Source organism: Lysinibacillus sp. NPDC093190, from assembly GCF_050280425.1.
Lineage (GTDB): Bacteria > Bacillota > Bacilli > Bacillales_A > Planococcaceae > Lysinibacillus.
In genome coordinates this window covers 26,132-44,205 of record NZ_JBNNVG010000038.1, presented here as the reverse complement: position 1 = coordinate 44,205, position 18,074 = coordinate 26,132, and the positions used below count along the sequence as shown (strand labels likewise).

Here is an 18,074-nt window from a genome sequence, read left to right as displayed (position 1 = left end):
TTCCCTAAGCAAACAAATTTCGAAGAAGTATCACCAGAAGAACTAACAGAATCATTAAACTATATCAACAACCGACCAAGAAAATGTCTTGGTTGAAAAACTGCAAACGAGGCTTTTAATGAGCAATTGTTGCACTTAATTTGACAAATCATCTTATGAAAAGAGGTTTGAAATATGAAGATTCTAGGAAATGTTATTGATGATCAAGGAAGATGTAAACACTATTCTAATAAGGTAGATACTATTTCAATTAAATTTAAATGTTGTGGAGAGTATTATCCTTGCTATAAATGTCATGAGGAAAATACAAATCATAAAATTCAGCCATGGAAAAAAGAGGACTTTGATAAAAAGGCAATATTTTGTGGCGTATGTAAAAATGAATTAACTATTCGTGAATATATGAATAGCACTAACTGTAAGCATTGTAATGCTCTTTTTAATCCAAATTGCAATAAGCATTTTCATATATACTTTGAGACTGATAATAATCCTACATGTACTTTCTAAATAGAATAGCCTTTGAAGGGTTAATGCCTTCAAAGGTTTTCTATTAGAAGCTATGCGTAATGATTATTTATTATATTTTTGAAGAAATGCTTTTACTTTCTCCTTGGCAAATTGTGTGCTCAAACTACCTGGATTTGCATCAAAGCCATGATCGACCTTTGGAAGAAGGTAAAGTTCATGCGCTACACCGCTTTTAGTCAGTTTCTCATCCAATACGTTCGCCTGCTCTACAGGAACAATACGATCACCCGTCCCTAAAAACATAATAGTCGGTGGCATATTTCCCTGGATATAGCTTATAGGGGAAAGCATCTTATAACGCTCAGGGTAATCGGATGGTGAGCCTCCAATGTACTTATTCATAACATCTTGGACATAACTCTTACTTGGATTGTTCTTGTAAAACTCAGTCATATCTGACGGCCCATACATGTTAATCACCGCCTTGATTGGTACATCCGGAACATCCGTTGATGGTGGTAAATGCTTATCTCCCATACTATATGCAGCAAGCATAGCTAGATTTCCCCCAGCAGACTCTCCCATTAAAATGATTCTGTTCGGATCAATCTTATACGTATCTGCATTTTGCACGATCCAACCTAACGCCGATTTAACATCCCCTACTTCATCTTTCCAACCTGCTTCAGGAGGCATACGGTATTGGACATCAAAAACAGTGTACCCTTGATCATTCATCCACTGATTCCAGTCTTGAATTTGGCCTTTATCTCCACCTACCCAACCACCCCCATGCACTTGAACAATGATAGGTGTTAAAACATCTTCTGATTTTTTCTTTGCTGGCCACACATCGAGTTTTAATTCATTGCCGTCCGTAGTTTTCCCATACACCACATCTTCACTAGGCTTAGTTGAGATATCTTGTTTATAGAAAAAATGTGAGCTAAGAGAAACCGATACATTCTCGCTTTTAGCATAGCTTTTCATATTACTAATTGGCTGCACAATTAAAAAGATTAATAATAACAAAATAGGAATTAGAACTGTAAGAGCAATGAAGGTTTTCTTCCAAAAAGAAAGAGCTAATAAAACTATTATTATTAATGTTGTAACTACTAGAATAATCGGAAATATAGAGCCCCCCCATGCAAGCAGACTCATTATTTTATCCATATTACTTGGATTAAAAATATAGTATGCCACTATAATGACAATAAAACATACTATCACAGAGAGAAATGTGAGCAGCCACTGAAGAAAACCTCTAGGTCGCCAATTTGTTGTCTGATTCATCTTTTTAAAACCTCCCATATTACACTACATTTTTATGCTGCCTTTTATACATAAGATTTCAAGTAATCATTTAAAGATCTATACTTTAATAAAAATGATGCACCACATTCTCACGCACAAAGTCAAATATTATCTTTATATCTCACAAACTTCAAAGTTAAACTAGTACCACATTGCTAATAAAAACTATAGAAATAACTATCTCCATTGTTCAAAGACTCCGTTGTGGTCACCTGGAATCTGCATGTTTAAATCACCTTATTCTGTATGTAACGTGCGTGAATGCCAGAGTTGTAGCTGATCGCTCTTTAGTTTTCAGAATTTTTAGAAAAACATACAAAAAATGATTTTGAAACTTTATAGCTTTCAAATTTCTTTATTGCTTAACTGTCTTCCATTTCGGAAAACTCTTCTAGCCACTCTGTCATTCTACTCTTAGCATAATCCTGTTCAAATTGGTACCAATGATTTTCGATGCCTAGTTCATTAATTTTTTCCTTAAACATTCGAAAAGGTTTTTTTCCGTTAAGTACGTTGATTAAATGAATCGTAATCGGATCTGATTGCTTTTTAGCAAAACTGGCCATGACATCATACATCTCAGACGATGTAACATTTGGAATTATCACTAAATCCGCAGCCACTTCCTCATCATCCCAATCAATCTCAAGTTCGCCAGTTATAAATTCTGGTGCATCCAAAAGAACTTCACCCGTTCGACGATTTAACACATACGACATGTTATTATCATTTCCATTTAAAAATGCATCCACAAGTTCATCTAGTAGTTTCAATTCCGTCACCTCATTTTAATTCTACACGCACAAATCACACTTAATATTACAAAAAATGCCCGCAACCATCAATCGTGGCTACGGGCTGTTCACTATTTCATTAAAAAGTGCCATGTTTTAGAAGGGTAGAATGCTTAAGCTCAGTCGATAACTGCATAAAAAAGAACCGAAAAGATTCGATTCGGCATTTATTCAAACGTTCCTATACTGAGCTCCCTACAAAATGATTCTATCGTGTCACGCTCTTCTTTTGGCAATGCTTCGTACTCAACCAGATATTGTGCTGAAAAGTCTTCTAGCTCCTTATAACTGACTTCTCTTGTCAGGACGATTCCATTGACCTCATTAGCCAACTGGTTTGCAGCCACAATATCCGTAAACGCAAAGGCCTGTTCTTCATCATCCGTAAATGTTAGAAGGTCAATTTCCCCCTGGTAATAGCGCTCATCTACTTGCACTACGTAATATCTAATTGAATTCATTATACACCTCCCTAATTCATAATTTTAATTATTTACTTAATAAACTGATGAATACCGATGCACTATCGCAAAATGCTCAAAACGTGATTAAAACTCTAAGAATTCTAAAGTAACATTCGTAAAAACTTTTCAAAATTCACGCCTGCTTCGCGCGGAATTTGCTCCTTTGATGTAGCTTCAATTGAAGCTGCTAAAAACGTCTCGGCAAGCTTCATCGACTCAACTAAATCTTGCCCGCGCATCATGCCACCCATAATGACGGATGCAAACAAATCTCCTGTGCCTGAATAGCTCTCGCCGTTGTATTCTCGGATGCTAGAAAATGAACGATGTGCATCGACATACATATTGCCTACATAACGCTTGTTCGCCTCTGCTGAAGGCGGATTTAAACCGGTAATAATGACGTTCGTCCCAGTTTCCTGCTGTAGCTGATGACCCGCTTCTTCTAACGCCTGAAGATAATCTGCATCGTCTTGATAGCTCTGTAACTTCTCGTATGATAAACCTGTAAGCAAGCAGCATTCAGTAATATTTGGCGTAATAATGTCTGCATTCTTCACTAGCTCTTTCATACGATTGAGCAACTCGCCTGAATACATTTTATAAACCTCGCCCAAATCACCCATTACCGGATCTACAAGCAACGTCGTTTCACTAGAATGAAACAAGTTTAAAAATCGAAAGATGTTATCGATTTGCTCCTTCCCTGTCACGAAGCCTGTATGAATGCCATCAAAGGTCGCACCAAGCTTGCTCCACTCATCTACAAAGTAGTCCATCTTTGACGTTAAATCCTCACAATAAAAGCTCGAATACCCTGTTTGCGCCGTCAAAATTGCAGTTGGTAATGGCACCGCCTGAACACCCATCACTGACAGCACAGGCATCGCAGCCGTTAACGAGCACTTTCCAAAGGATGACATATCCTGAATTACAGCAACTTTTTTCATCATACTCTCCACCTAACTAATCCTGCTTGTATTCTCTTCATCGTATCATAATTAAATAGATGCGAAAATGCACTCACTAATAGAAAAATAAACTGACCTTTAATATTTTTATCAAATTGGCACTTTTACGATAGTCAGTCCTTTGCTAAAGTTAAAATTATCGAAAAATTCATCATAGTGAGGATATGCAGATGCAAAATATACAAGGTCAATCCTATACAAAATCACGCACGAAAACATTTGATTTGGTCATTACATCCATTCTTGCAGCACTTGTTTTCGTCGCAACAATGTTCATCAATCTTAAGCTACCATTCGGGCAAGGCGGACTTATTCACTTAGGGACATCCATGCTTTTAATCACGTCAATTTTATTTGGTCCTAAAAAAGGGGCACTTGCTGGAGCAATCGGAATGGGCTTATTCGATATCGTAGGTGGCTGGTTAATTTGGGCGCCAACTACAATAATCTCCCGCGCATTACAAGGCACCATCGTCGGGAAAATCGCTTGGTCTAAAGGTCATAGAGGCGACAATATTGGGTTAAACATTTTCGCAGCAGCTGTTTCAATGCCTGTGATGATGGCGGTCTACTATATTGGGCAAGCGATTATGTTCAAAAGCTGGGTTGCCCCTTTAGCATCCATTCCAGGAGACGTAATCCAAAACGTTGTCGGTTTAATTATCGCGATACCCGTATGTATCGTGATGAAAAAAACACCGTACTTCAAAAAGAATTTCTAAAAAACACGCCATCTTGCTGTTTTGTTGACAGCATAGATGGCGTGTTTTTTTGTTGGCGTTTCGTTTAAAATTTCAAGTTGCAATAATGGAGGATTTTTTCCATACTATATCTTTAAGGCGAAAATGCCACGAGTAAAATTGAATTAACCTAAGGGGTGGTTAGGAATGAACGGAGATGCTATCGTTTGGATCGTTCTATTACTATCTATTGTAGTTTGTGATTATTTAGCAGCCTATTTATACAAAAATAAGAAGATCCCTATATGGGCTTCTGCAATTGGCATGGCGGTTTTAATCCCAGTAATAGTCGGAAGCTTTGTGTATTTAGGGGTCAGTTATGCTAAAGCCTTTGAACCAGATAACACAAGAGAAGGGATTGCTTTTGCAGGAGGATTTATAGCGGTGATCCTTGCATTAAATTCAATAATTATGTTCGTTATAGGAGTTATTTTAAATATTTATACATTCGTTAAAAAGCATTAAAAAATCATGTGTTATAAAGCATAACTGCTTGTACTTGGCGTTTTCAATATAGAATGCTCAAAATCTAAAGCTAAATTAAAGGAAATTGTTAGCTCACTTTCACAAAAGTATTTCGAAATGACTTTTCAACCTTTTCTGAATGAATAAATTTGATTTTCAATAATGAAGGCTTTTTTTCATACTATATGGTGGAGGTGAAAAAATGCCAAGAGTAAAATATATAAATTCTGACGTTGACTTAGTGGCAAGGATGATGAGAGCAGAAGCTGTAGGTGAAGGAAACCAAGGAATGCTATATGTTGGCAATGTCATTGTGAATCGTGTTATAGCAGAATGTCCAGACTTTAAAGATTTAAGAACAATTAATGATGTTATTTATCAGGTACAAGGAGGAAATTATTCTTTTGAAGCTGTTCAAAAAGGTAATATGTTTTATCAAAGAGCGCGACCTAATGAAAAAAGATTAGCAAAATTGACTCTGGATTATTGGCGAGATCATCCAGCGAAATACGCACTTTGGTATTTCAATCCATACGCACCATGTCCTCCAACATGGTACGGTCAACCTTTTACTGGTCAATTTAAAAATCATTGCTTCTATGAACCAGCACCAGATACATGTGAAAGTGTTTATCAAGGATAGGTAGTCATTCGCGTTTTTGGTAAAGTTATTGTGGCTTATTCTTAAATAAAGAGGGAACTTCCTGAATAGCAGGGGTTCCCTTTAAAACGACATATGTGTTTCATCAGAGTAAATCTCGGATTGAAGTCCAGCTCCGTTCAATATTCATAAGCTTTAAAAATTTAATGCTACAGTTACAGTCACTTTATGTATGAAGACTTCAGGAGCCGAACCACCATCTACTTTAATGCAGTGTTTATAAGACACTCTGACTACTTTTAAAAATCATAGAATACGAGTAATAATAAGACATTATAGGGGAAGAATATATTGTACATAGTTACATGTAATCCATAATACCAATTATTAATAAAATAACTTACATGAATTCGGTATATTTGCTTATATCACTCTCATTATAAAATTTTATTGTCTTCAATGAATCAAACACTGCTAGTGATAACATATAATTTTCTTCAAATATCATCGATTTTATGGAAATGTCGTGAAAATCATTGTTAAATCCAGGATAATTTACGACTTGAATTGATTCATAATTATTATCTCGTTCAATTGAAATGTTATTAAAGCTTTCATTTAAACCTTGACCTGTTGCTTTTGTAAGAGACTCCTTAATAGTCCAATTAAAATAGAAGTTTTTTAATTTTTCATTCGTACCCAGAGCATTATGTTTTTTAAGTTCTTCATAAGATAAAATACTTTGAATTACTTCTTCGCAGGGAAAATCATTATTAATCCATTCAATATCCACTCCTATTTCGAAGTTTTTATAAATACCAATCACTACTATATTCTTTGAGTATGACAATGAAAAGTTAATTTCTCTACAGTTAATTAATATTGGCTTACCATGATTCCTATCACATTCATTACATTTCCTTGAGATAATTAACTTTTCTAAAGAAATTCCTGTATAGAAAGATAATAATATTCTTAACATAGCGGCCGATTTTAAAAATCTATTTTTATCCTTAATGTATTTATAATTCAAATATCTCGTTTTTTCTTCTTTACTTAGTATATTAATTAAATCTGGTGTTACTTCATTTGAATCGAAACGCCAAATATGACACTCACCTGACTTTATTTCCAATATTCCTTCCTCCTCTTAAATGTAAATTTAAGAAGAATCCTGATGCTAGTCAGGATTCTTCTTTGAAAATTAGTTTAAAAGTTTGGCAAAATTAATGATTGAAGGATTACTTAATACATCTTTAATAGTAAAATTAGTATTAAAACGTTTGTTAATTTTAAGGGTAAGCTGAATAGCCAATAAAGAATTTCCACCTATATCATAAAAATTCTCTTCTATCCCCGGGTTATCTATATCTAAGACCTCTCCCCAAATTTTTTGTAATATCTTTTCATTCTCTGTTGAAGGAGGTGTAGAAGATGGATGCATATGTGACTTAATATCCTTTAAAGACGGTAAAGATAATTTATCTATTTTTCCATTAGGAGTTACAGGTATCATCTCTAATTCCTCAATAAACGCCGGAATCATATACCAAGGTAAATACTCACCTAAAAATTGTTTTATATCTCTATGATCATTTTTACTTAGTTGTTTGTCCGCTTTTACATAACCTACAATTACTTTGTTGTCTTTTGATTCCTTATGAACTAGTACTACTGCCTTATTAATTAGAGGATGTCTTTTAAGTGCTAATTCTATTTCACCTATCTCAATTCTAAAACCTCTAACTTTAATTTGGCTATCTGCTCTTCCTAATAATTCTACATTCCCATCTTCTAAAAATCTTGCCATGTCCCCAGTTTTATACATATATGATACATTATTTTTGTCAAATGGATTTATAAAGAAATTTCTTTTATTCATTTCTTCGTTATTAACATACCCTTTTGATACCCCTGCTCCTCCTATATACAATTCACCTGGAACATTGATTGGTAACAACTCTTGTTTTTCATCTAGAATTAATAATTGTTGGTTCATAAAAGGTCTTCCTATTGGAACAAGTTTCTCTTCATCACTAAATAGCTCATTTCTTTCATAATATGAACTATCAATTGTAGCTTCAGTTAAACCGAAAGAATTTATTAATCTTGTATTTGTACCCATAAACTTTAGAAAATGATTATATTCACTTGTATACCAACTATCTGATCCACAAATTACTACTTTCATAAAATCTAATGATTTATTTTCATTATCTAAATAACTAATTAATGTACGTAGAACCACTGGAACAAATTCAGCAATATCCACCTTTTCTTCAATCATTAAATTATAAAGTCTATAAGAATCTAATAATTGAACCATTTCACATAAAACTAATTTTTTACCTGAACAAAGAGCTCTCACCCAATCTCCGGTAAATACATCAAATGATAAATTAGCCATTTGTAAATGTGCGTCTGTTTCAGATAATTTATAAGCAACTTCCCAAGAATTAAACATATTTACCAAATTCCCATGCGTGACTATAACACCTTTTGGTTTACCAGTAGAGCCAGAAGTATAGTTTACATAACACACATCACTAGATTCTATATATGGGAAAGGCATAACTTTATTAGATGTATTTTCTTGAGTTAATTCATCTACAGTAAGTATTTTACACTGATAGATTTTCAGTTTATCAATAACTTCATCATTAGCTATTACTAATTCAATATGTGAATCATTTATCATATGAGAAATTCGTTGTTTCGGATAATTTGGATCTATAGGGACATAAGCGGCCCCAGCCTTTAATATTCCTAGGAGACCAATGATTAAATCGATAGATTTGTTCATCGATAGACCAATAAGGTCATTTTTTTTAACACCTTTACTTATTAAAGAATATGCTAGTATGTTTGCCTTCTCGTCTAAATCTTGGTAATTAATACTTTGGTCTCCTGCCCTTACAGCAATGCTATTCGCATTTTGTTTAGCTGCTTCTTCAAATACTGAAATAATATTACATTCATTTTCCGGCAATTTTATTTCGTGATTGAATTCATTAATTATCTTATATTTTTCCTCTTCACTAAGTATTTTTATGTCACCAAGAGATGAATTAGCATCATTAGATAACTCTAAGGCAGTATTTTTCAAATGCTCTAAAACTCTACGAACGGAGGATTCTGTATATACATTCTCCACGTAACTAACTTCGAATTCTATTTGTTTACCAGGCTTTACAGTTACGCTCATAGGATAATTTGTATGTTCAAGAGAATATCTATTTTTCATCAATAATTCATTTTTCTGTTCTATATCTTCATTAATTGAAGGATAGTTTTCAAAAACAAATATTTGATTAAATAAAGGTGAACTCTTTTCCATGTTACTCCATTCTTTTATATCAGTAAGTGAAGAATGTTCATATTCTCTTAATTCCCACTGTTTGCTTTGAATAGATTTTAGCCAGAATCCTATTTCAGCTTCGTTCTCAACCTTTATTCTTAGAGGGAGGGTGTTAATAAATAGGCCAACTATATTTTCACTATTAATAATTTCTGTTGATCTACCAGATCCAGTCACTCCAAAAATAATATCATCGTTCTTGCTGTATTTACTTAATACAAATGCCCAAGAACCTAAACATAAAGTATTTAAAGATACTTTTCTCAACTTTGCTGAATTGTATAACTTTTGAGTTTCCTCTAGGGAAAGTACCAATGATATTGAATTATTAGTAGAAACATTTCCTTCCTTATTTGTTTTTTCTATATTCAATAAAGTTGGTTCCTTAATTCCTTCTAATTCCTTAGACCAAAAATCTTTACTTTTACTCTGATTTTCTTTTTCTTGTCTCCATAATAGGTAATTACCATACGATGGGTTTTTCGACTTATCATAATCCTGTTCCATTTTAAGATTCTTATAAATACCCATCAATTCATTTATTATTAGAGTATAAGTCCATCCGTCCATTATAGCGTGGTGATATCCCCAAATCATTTTAGTTAGATATTCATTATATTTAACTAACTTAATTTTCATTAGCGGTGCACGTAGAAAATCTATACTCTCTTCTCTATCAATTGTTATTAAATTATTGTAAAACTCATCGTTTTCTTGTATTGAATACTTTGCTCTATCATAATGTTCAATGTGAAAAGGAATATTTTTATTTACTAACAACAAAGGCCTTTTGATATTTTCAAAAATAAAATGACTTCTTAATATATCATTTTTATTTATAACAACGTTCCAAGCTTCTCTAAATAATGACGAATCAAGTTTCCCATGTAATTCACTACAAGATTGAACATAATACATAGATTTTTTCTCATCATAAAGAGTATGATATAACATACCTTCTTGCATAGGGCTTGGATTCCAAATATCTTCAATCTTTCCTGAATAATTTTTTTCTATAAATTCTAACTCTGATTGATTTAAAGTAGCCAACGGGAAGTCAGATGGTGTACTTTCTGAAACCAACTTATTTTTACAGTGACTAATTAGTTTTTCAAGTATATCTATATATTGAGAAGCAATCTTTTCAATAGTTTCGTGACTATGCTTGTTTTCACTGTAAGTCCAATTCATTATTAACTGATTATCTTGAACACTACAATTTATTTCAATTAAATGTTCACGGAAACCTAAATTGGTTCTATCCGAATTAACATGATATTTAGAAGGAGTAATAGGGTTTTCATTCGTCCCATTTGAAAATCTTCCCATATAATTAAAACTAACTTCAGCTTTCTGTTGATTATTAAATGCATTTTGAATTTTTTCATCTTCCAACAAATACCGAGCTAAGCCATAACTCCAACCTTTTTGTGGGATACTTCTGAGTTGTTCTTTTACGCTTTTAACAGCAGCTCCCAAGTCGTTATTAAAGTATTCTGTTGATACTTCTAATGGAAAAATACTTGTAAACCAACCTATAGTCCTTGATATGTCAGTATTTGCTGATTGATTTTCCCTACCATGCCCTTCTAGATTTATTAATACATTATTGTTTTTAGTCCAATTTCTCAAAACAATAGACAGAACTGTTATTAAAATATCATTAATTTGTGTATTATACGTTTGATGAACTTCATTCAATAATAATTTTGTGGAGTCAGCACTCATTGTTTTTGAAATTATGTTCGCTGATTCTCTAGTATTACTTTTATTATAGTCAGTTGGTATATATCCGGATTTTCCAGTTAATCCTTCAAGCCAATAATCTGCTTCTTTTCTTAACTGTACTGACTGAGCATATTCTTTTAAGTCCTCTGCCCATTTTTTAAAAGTAGAAGTTTTTAATAGGGTTGGTATCATTCCTGCTTTTGAATTGTTATATTCGCTGATTAAATCTTCTTTAAATACTCTCCAAGATATCCCATCCATTATTAAATGATGTGCAGTTACAAAAAGTAAATCTTTTTCTCTAGCGTTTCTTTTAAAATACAGACATTTAATCAGAGGGCCATTGTATATGTCAATGTCTTCTTGTAATTCTAAAGTCTTTTTAGCAAAAATAGTTTCTTGTTGATCTTTATTTAAATTACCAATATCTAGAGAATGCAATGTAAAAGTTTCTTTGGTTTCTTTATAATATTGTTTATGTCCCACATCCGTTTTTTTAAATCTAATTCTAAAAGCATCGTGATTATTTATTACTCTCTGTAATGCAATTTCTAAATGTTTTTCATCTACATTTACTTCATATAGTTGGGACATATTAAAATGATTTTTATTAGGTAAATCTTGATTGAAAAACCATTTTTGAATAGGTGTTAGATTTATTTCTCCCTCTGCTAAATCACTCTGTACTATTTTTTCCCCAATATAGCGTTGAGATATGTTTGCTAACTTTCTAATAGTCCTATTTTCTAAGAGGTGTTTAGGAGAAAGTTTATATCCACCTTTATTTATTTTCGAAATAATTTGAATAGCGAGAATGGAGTCTCCTCCAAGTTCAAAGAAATCATTATCTAAACCTACAGCCTCTTTCTTTATCCCTAAATATTCACTCCAAATTTCAGCAAACCATAATTGTTTATCGGTATAATTATTAAGATTAAAATTTTTCATTTTTGATTCTATAGACGGCTCAGGTAATGCTTCTATATCAATTTTCCCATTAATTTTTAAAGGGAATTTATTAATATTAATAATATAAGAAGGAATCATGAAATTTGGAACGGATTCAACTAAATATTCTCTAATAGTTTGCTCTGTAATATCACTAACAACGTAAGCGATTAGTTGCTTGCCTAAGTTAACAGTCTGTTTAATAGTAACGACAACTTCTTTGATATTTTTATGTCTTGATAATACATGTTCTATTTCTCCTAACTCTACTCTAAAGCCACGGATTTTTACCTGGTTGTCTATTCTACCTAAAAACTCTATATTTCCATCTTCTAATCTTTGAACTCTGTCTCCCGTCTTATATAGAATTGGATCTTCAGAATTTTCAAATGGATTTTTGATGAATTTTTCTTGGTTTAGTTCTTCTCTTTTTAAATAGCCATACGAAACCCCATCTCCACCTAAATAAAGTTCTCCTGGCACCCTATCTGGTAACAAATTTAAATCCTTATCCAAAACATATAAAGTGGTATTAGAAATTGCTTTCCCAATTGGAAGTGGAGAATTCCAATCTTCATTTTTACTAACTTCATAAAATGTTGAGAATGTTGTATTCTCTGTCGGTCCATAAACATTCATCAAAATTGTATCAGGAGCTAGGGCTTTAAATTTTTTTGTAACTGCTAAAGCGATGGCATCTCCACCTGTTAAAAGCTTTTTTAAGCCTTTCATATTATTTATATGAGCATCGTTAAGTTGTTGAAATAGACCAGCAGTTAGAAAAATTGTTGAAATTTTTTGATTTTTAATAAATAAAGACAAATCATCTAAAGTTGGTAATTCAGGTGGGAAAATTACTAACTTACATCCATTCAATAAACTACCAAATATTTCGAATGTGGATGCATCAAATGATAATGTTGAAAATAAAAGAAAAACTTCATCTTTGGAAAAATCATGATAATTAGTATTTTTTACAAGTCGGAGAATTGATTTGTGCGTTATTTCTACTCCTTTAGGGGTACCAGTTGAGCCAGATGTATACATGACATAAGCTATATCTTCACCAGATACACTTATGTTAGGGCGCTGAGAAGTTTGAGAGGCTATTTCTCTAGCATTAAAATCCATATCAATTATCAATATTTCATCTGAGTTATAAGTTACGCTATTTGAATCTGATAGGACTAAATTTACATCAGAATCTTCTAACATAGATTTAATTCGTTGTTCTGGATAATCAGGATCAATAGGTACATAACAACATCCCACTTTTAAGATAGCTAATATAGCTTCTATAGAATTACTAGATCTATTTAAGAGCATTCCGATTTTCTGGCCGCGATTTGCTCCATTTTCTATTAAATAATTAGCTAATTTATTGCTTCGTTCTTCCAACTCTATATAAGTTAAAGTTCTTTCTTGAGAATGCAGGGCTGTCCTAGTACCATACATGTTTACTATGTCTGAAAATACTTCTTGAACCGATTTCATTCTTGGGAATTCAGTTAAATTGTGCTGTTTATCTTGAATGGCATTAATATCATTTTGGTTTAAAATTGAGAATGATTTTAGTAATTGTGTTGAATCTTTTAAAATCTCCTGAATAAGTCTAACGTAGTTATCAATAAAAGTTTTAATTTTACTTTCTTTAAATAAATCAGAATTATACTCTACCTTTCCTATCAAGTAGCCTTTTTTCTCACTCATATTTAACGTAATATCATATTTTGCAGTATCTGTATGAATGTCTAAAATATCATATTTTAAGTCTCTCAATTCGCCAATATTAATAGGATCATTCTGTAATACAAGCATTGATTGGAAAATTGGTGGATAAGCATCATTTCTATCAGGTTTTACAATCTCTACAACTTTCTCAAAAGGTACTTCTTGATTTTCTAATGCCTCTAGACTAGTATCTTTAACTAATTTTAAAATATCTTCAAAACACATATCTCCATGAATTTTTGATCTTAGAGCAACTGTGTTGCCGAAATAGCCCATTATCTCCTCAAACTCAGTTTTTTCTCGATTAGCTACCGGAATTCCTATTATGATATCTTCTTGATTTGTATATTTATAAAGCATGCTTTTATATGCACCGAGTAAAAACATAAACAGAGTAATATTATAGTTTTGACAATACTTCCTAATCCTTTGAAAAGTATCCTTTTCTATTACAAATTCAATTTGCTTACCATTATAAGTCTGTTTTAACTGTCTTGAAAAATCTGTTGGTAATTGTAAAATTGGTAGATCTCCACTTAACTTTTTTCTCCAAAATTCTATTTTTTCTTTATAACTACTCTGTTGCAAAGCCTTACGCTGCCATCTAGAAAAATCAGTATATTTACAATCCAACTGATCCAATGAAGCATCAATATTAATTATTTTCTTATTATAAATTTCTATAAAATCTCTTAATAAAATACCTGTCGACCATCCATCCGATATTGCATGATGCATTATAAAAACCAAAACAAAATGATTGTTTTTGAATTTAAATAGTTTTGTTTTAAATAAAGGACCTTCATGAAGATTAAACGGTACATTTACCTCTTTTTTAATAACATTTAGATAATCATTAGAATCTATACTTAGATTGCTGTAGTCATATTCATCAATCCCACTTATTTTTTTAACACTAGGTGTAACCACTTGATGTGGTTTACCATTAATATTCGGTAACGTTGTTCTTAACGAATCATGACGTTTTACTATTTCTGTTATAGAAGACTGTAAAACTTCTTTGTCTATTTTCCCTTCTATTTGAAGTGCTGTATTTATATTATATTGGGAGCTATTATCCAGCTCGTTCAATAACCATAAACGTGTCTGGCCCAGAGAAGCTAGTTGGATATTATCACTTTGTCCAGCCATAATATTTTTTAGGAGTCGTTTTTTCTCTATTTCTGATAAACTTTTTAATTTTGTCATAATAGGTTCAATCCTCTCTTAGTAGCATTTGTTCTAACAAAAGTTCCATTTCTTCAATAGATAATTCTTCTATATCAAAATTATTTTCATAGTATTCATTGATATCTAAATCAGAATTCAATTGATTTTCTGGCTGCTTTAATAAACTTTCAATGATTAAAATCATTTCACTAATGCGAGAATTATTAAAAATATCCTTCATTGTCGGCTTTACATTAAACTCATTTGAAATTCTACTAATTAGTTGAGTAATTAATAAAGAATGACCACCAAGTTCAAAGAAATCATCATTCAAACCAATATCGTTTACTGACAGAATAGATTCCAATATATTACACAATTTATTTTCATTAAAAGTTATAGGAGGAATATAGTTTTGTGTATTAGAATCGATTTCTTTAGGCTCTGGTAACAAACTCTTATCAATTTTTCCATTTTTATTTAATGGTAATTTATCTAACTCAATAAACACTGACGGTATTAAAGAGGTTGACAAGTATTTTCTACAATAATCTTTTATTTCTGAAATTGATACATTTGAATTTTTCACAAAATACGCCACTAAATAATTTCTGGATTTTTTCTCTTTTTTAATTACGATTGCTTCATCTATTACAGGGTGGCCCATGATTATATTTGTTATTTCTGCAAGTTCAACTCTAATTCCATTAATCTTTATTTGATCATCGATTCTTCCTAAAATTTCAATAGATCCGTCTTGGTTATATCTACCTAAATCTCCTGTATAATATATATAATCGTCTTCATGACTAGTATGAGGATTTAATTTAAAAGCTTCTTTATCAATGTATCCTTTAGTAAGAAAAGGTGTTCTAATTACGATTTCTCCAATTTCCCCAATACCACACATTAATTGTCTATTTTTTAATATTAATAATTGAGTGTTTTTTATAGGAAACCCAATAGGTTGAACAGCATGTTTTGTAACAATAGGAACTTTATAAAAGCTTTTAGCTAAGGTAGTTTCTGAAGGACCATAAAAATTTATTATTTCCCCTGAATAGGAATGGTTATTTCTTAGTGTATAAATTATTTGGTTAGTTAATGGTTCACCTGCAAAAAATATTAATCTTAAATCTTTTAAATCATATGTTTCATTTTTGGGTATCCAAGAATTAGCAAGTGAGGGGACCGAATGAATGATAGTAATTTTATTTTCTATAAGCCAGTTTATTAAGTATTCCCCACTCATATTATTAATATCATCAGGGATACATAATTCTCCGCCAGAGACTAAAGGTAATAAACTGTCTCTTAAAAAAACATCAAAAGAAACATTAGTTAACTGTGCGGCTCTATCACCTCTTTTCACATTAAATTCTGTAACTTGCCAGTTTAAAAAGTGTGCTAAACTTTTGTGCTTTCCAATTATCCCCTTCGGTTTACCTGTGGTACCTGAGGTAAAATAGATATAGGCAACATCCTCTGGATTTATATCGAATAAGTATTCTAGTTTTCCCTTATTTAGATTCTTATTATGTGAATTTCTTTGGATAATTTCCTTTGCAGTAAATTCGTGATGGAAAGTTTCCCCACTAATTTTATAACTGTCATTTGTATAGAAAATATTTTTAATATCAATCTGAGAGAAAATTTCCTCTCTTTTTTTGATTGGCAGTTTTTTATCAATAGGAACAAATACCATACCTGAACACATAATTGCTAGCATAGTACATATATATTCCATTGATCTTTCTCCAAATACCCCGATAACTGTACCTTTTTTTAATTTAGAGGCAGCAATTTCCGATTGTATAAATGAAACGTTTTCGTATAATGTGCTATAAGTCCATTGTTTATCTCCTTGACTAATAGCTATATAATCACTGTTTTGTTTAAAAGTTTCATGTAATAATTGGGGTAATAGTTTTTGACAAGGTTCCTGTATTTTCACTGTAGGATCAGGTAATACATTTTTATCTTCTTCACTTACTAAGCGATATTCATATATTTTCATATTTGGATTTTTTAAAAAATCTTTTATTAAATTTTCAAGTTGCTGTAACAAAATTCCGATCATGCTGTCTGAATACTTATTAGATTGATAAGAAATTCTTAATTTCATGTCATTTACACCATCTTCAATGTAAAAAGAAATCGGAAATTTTGCATTAGTCTCATCAAATTGAATTAATTCAAACTCTTGATTGCTTTCTATATCAGTCATCTCATAATTAATAAAAATATCAAACGGATTTTCTTTCGATAACTCTTTATTTTTTGAATATTCCATAATTTTTTCGAATGGAATGTTCGAATTATCATATACTTCTATTAAATTATTTTTGACAATCTTCAATATCTCTTCAAAAGTCATTCCCTCATCAATTTGAACGTGTAAAACAGTTGTATTTAATAATAAGCCTATTAGTTCCTCTATCTCTAATTTATCCCGATTAGCTATAGGCATCCCAACAACCATATTTTCATTTCTAGTATATCGTTGAATAAGAACAATGAATGAAGTAAGCATAAACATATATCGCGTAATACCAATACCTCTGCAAAATAAGTCAATATCATCCAAAATTTCATTTGAAATCTTTTTCTTTACTACTCCATCATTCGATTTTTTTTCTAAGGTAGTAGGGAGCTTTATTTCTGTGCCAATAATATTGCTTTTACTTTTCCAAAATTCCATTTGCCGCTGAGCATCAGCGGAAGTAATCCATTCATTTTGCCATTCTGAGTAATCCCCATATTGTATTTTTAGCTCGTAAAATGGTGGTAGCTGACAATTTAATAACGCTTCATATCTTTTTAAAAGTTCCTTATAAAATATTTTCAAAGAATGTCCATCAAAAATAATATGATGAAAAACTAAAATCATAATTTTTTGTCCATCGCTAAGATTAACTATTTTTGCTCTAAAGCATGGACCATTTTCTAAATCAAATTCTATATTTGAGAAGTCAAATACTATGGATTCCATATTTTTATTGTTAATATCTAAGTATTCCACTGTTTCGATATTATAATAAGAGTAAGGACGAACTACTTGAATTAACTCTTCATTATCTATTTCAAATGTAGTCCTAAAGATATCATGGCGTAAAATAATGTCATTAAATGCTTTTTCTAAATAATCTTTTCTAAAATCATTTGGTAATTTAATTACAAAAGGAATATGATATGCCTCTTTTTGCTCAAATGTTTGATTAAGAAACCACATTCTTTGCTGAGAAAATGACGCTTTAGCAATATACTCTTCCTCATTAGGTATATAAGGTAAGTTAGATGACACTATATTATCCAA

At 31.6% G+C, this 18,074-nt stretch carries 11 protein-coding genes; 4 read left to right on the top strand and 7 right to left on the bottom strand.

The features are described from left to right. Positions 1–174 precede the first annotated feature (174 nt). Positions 175–510: a CHY zinc finger protein gene (locus ACQKOF_RS22115; protein ID WP_427561798.1), complete on the top strand. Its 336-nt coding sequence runs from the start codon at positions 175–177 to the stop codon at positions 508–510. Between the two features lie 63 nt (positions 511–573). Here the strand turns inward: ACQKOF_RS22115 and ACQKOF_RS22110 are convergent, their stop codons facing one another. From ACQKOF_RS22110 to ACQKOF_RS22095, 4 genes are all read right to left on the bottom strand, one after another. After that, positions 574–1,767 (bottom strand): alpha/beta hydrolase fold domain-containing protein, encoded by a 1,194-nt coding sequence (locus ACQKOF_RS22110; protein WP_427561795.1) that lies wholly within the window; start codon positions 1,765–1,767, stop codon positions 574–576. Positions 1,768–2,150: 383 nt separating this feature from the next. Beyond that, positions 2,151–2,561, bottom strand: a complete 411-nt coding sequence (locus ACQKOF_RS22105) for a UPF0158 family protein (protein ID WP_427561793.1) — start codon at positions 2,559–2,561, stop codon at positions 2,151–2,153. A 188-nt stretch (positions 2,562–2,749) separates the two neighbouring features. Continuing rightward, positions 2,750–3,043 (bottom strand): hypothetical protein, encoded by a 294-nt coding sequence (locus ACQKOF_RS22100; protein WP_427561790.1) that lies wholly within the window; start codon positions 3,041–3,043, stop codon positions 2,750–2,752. A gap of 104 nt (positions 3,044–3,147) precedes the next feature. Then, on the bottom strand, positions 3,148–3,996 hold the full coding sequence (locus tag ACQKOF_RS22095) for a pyridoxamine kinase (protein WP_427561787.1): 849 nt from the start codon (positions 3,994–3,996) through the stop codon (positions 3,148–3,150). 191 nt (positions 3,997–4,187) lie between these two features. On the opposite strand from ACQKOF_RS22095, the gene ACQKOF_RS22090 reads away from it, so the two are divergent. The 3 genes from ACQKOF_RS22090 (at position 4,188) to ACQKOF_RS22080 (ending at position 5,865) form a co-directional block, all read left to right on the top strand. Then, entirely contained in the window at positions 4,188–4,739 is a 552-nt protein-coding gene (locus ACQKOF_RS22090; RefSeq protein WP_427561785.1) for an ECF transporter S component, read from the top strand. A 165-nt stretch (positions 4,740–4,904) separates the two neighbouring features. Further along, positions 4,905–5,222, top strand: a complete 318-nt coding sequence (locus ACQKOF_RS22085) for a hypothetical protein (protein ID WP_427561782.1) — start codon at positions 4,905–4,907, stop codon at positions 5,220–5,222. A gap of 202 nt (positions 5,223–5,424) precedes the next feature. After that, positions 5,425–5,865, top strand: a complete 441-nt coding sequence (locus tag ACQKOF_RS22080) for a cell wall hydrolase (RefSeq protein WP_370042418.1) — start codon at positions 5,425–5,427, stop codon at positions 5,863–5,865. Between the two features lie 358 nt (positions 5,866–6,223). Here ACQKOF_RS22080 and ACQKOF_RS22075 read toward each other — a convergent pair whose 3' ends face one another. The 3 genes from ACQKOF_RS22075 to ACQKOF_RS22065 form a co-directional block, all read right to left on the bottom strand. Beyond that, on the bottom strand, positions 6,224–6,958 hold the full coding sequence (locus ACQKOF_RS22075) for a 4'-phosphopantetheinyl transferase family protein (RefSeq protein ID WP_427561780.1): 735 nt from the start codon (positions 6,956–6,958) through the stop codon (positions 6,224–6,226). A 69-nt stretch (positions 6,959–7,027) separates the two neighbouring features. Continuing rightward, the gene (locus ACQKOF_RS22070) at positions 7,028–14,797 is read right to left on the bottom strand and encodes an amino acid adenylation domain-containing protein (RefSeq protein ID WP_427561777.1); all 7,770 of its coding nucleotides are present in this window, start codon (positions 14,795–14,797) and stop codon (positions 7,028–7,030) included. Positions 14,798–14,804: 7 nt separating this feature from the next. Beyond that, positions 14,805–18,074 carry a non-ribosomal peptide synthetase gene (locus tag ACQKOF_RS22065; RefSeq protein WP_427561774.1) on the bottom strand — a complete coding sequence of 1,090 codons (3,270 nt, stop codon included), beginning with the start codon at positions 18,072–18,074 and terminating at the stop codon, positions 14,805–14,807.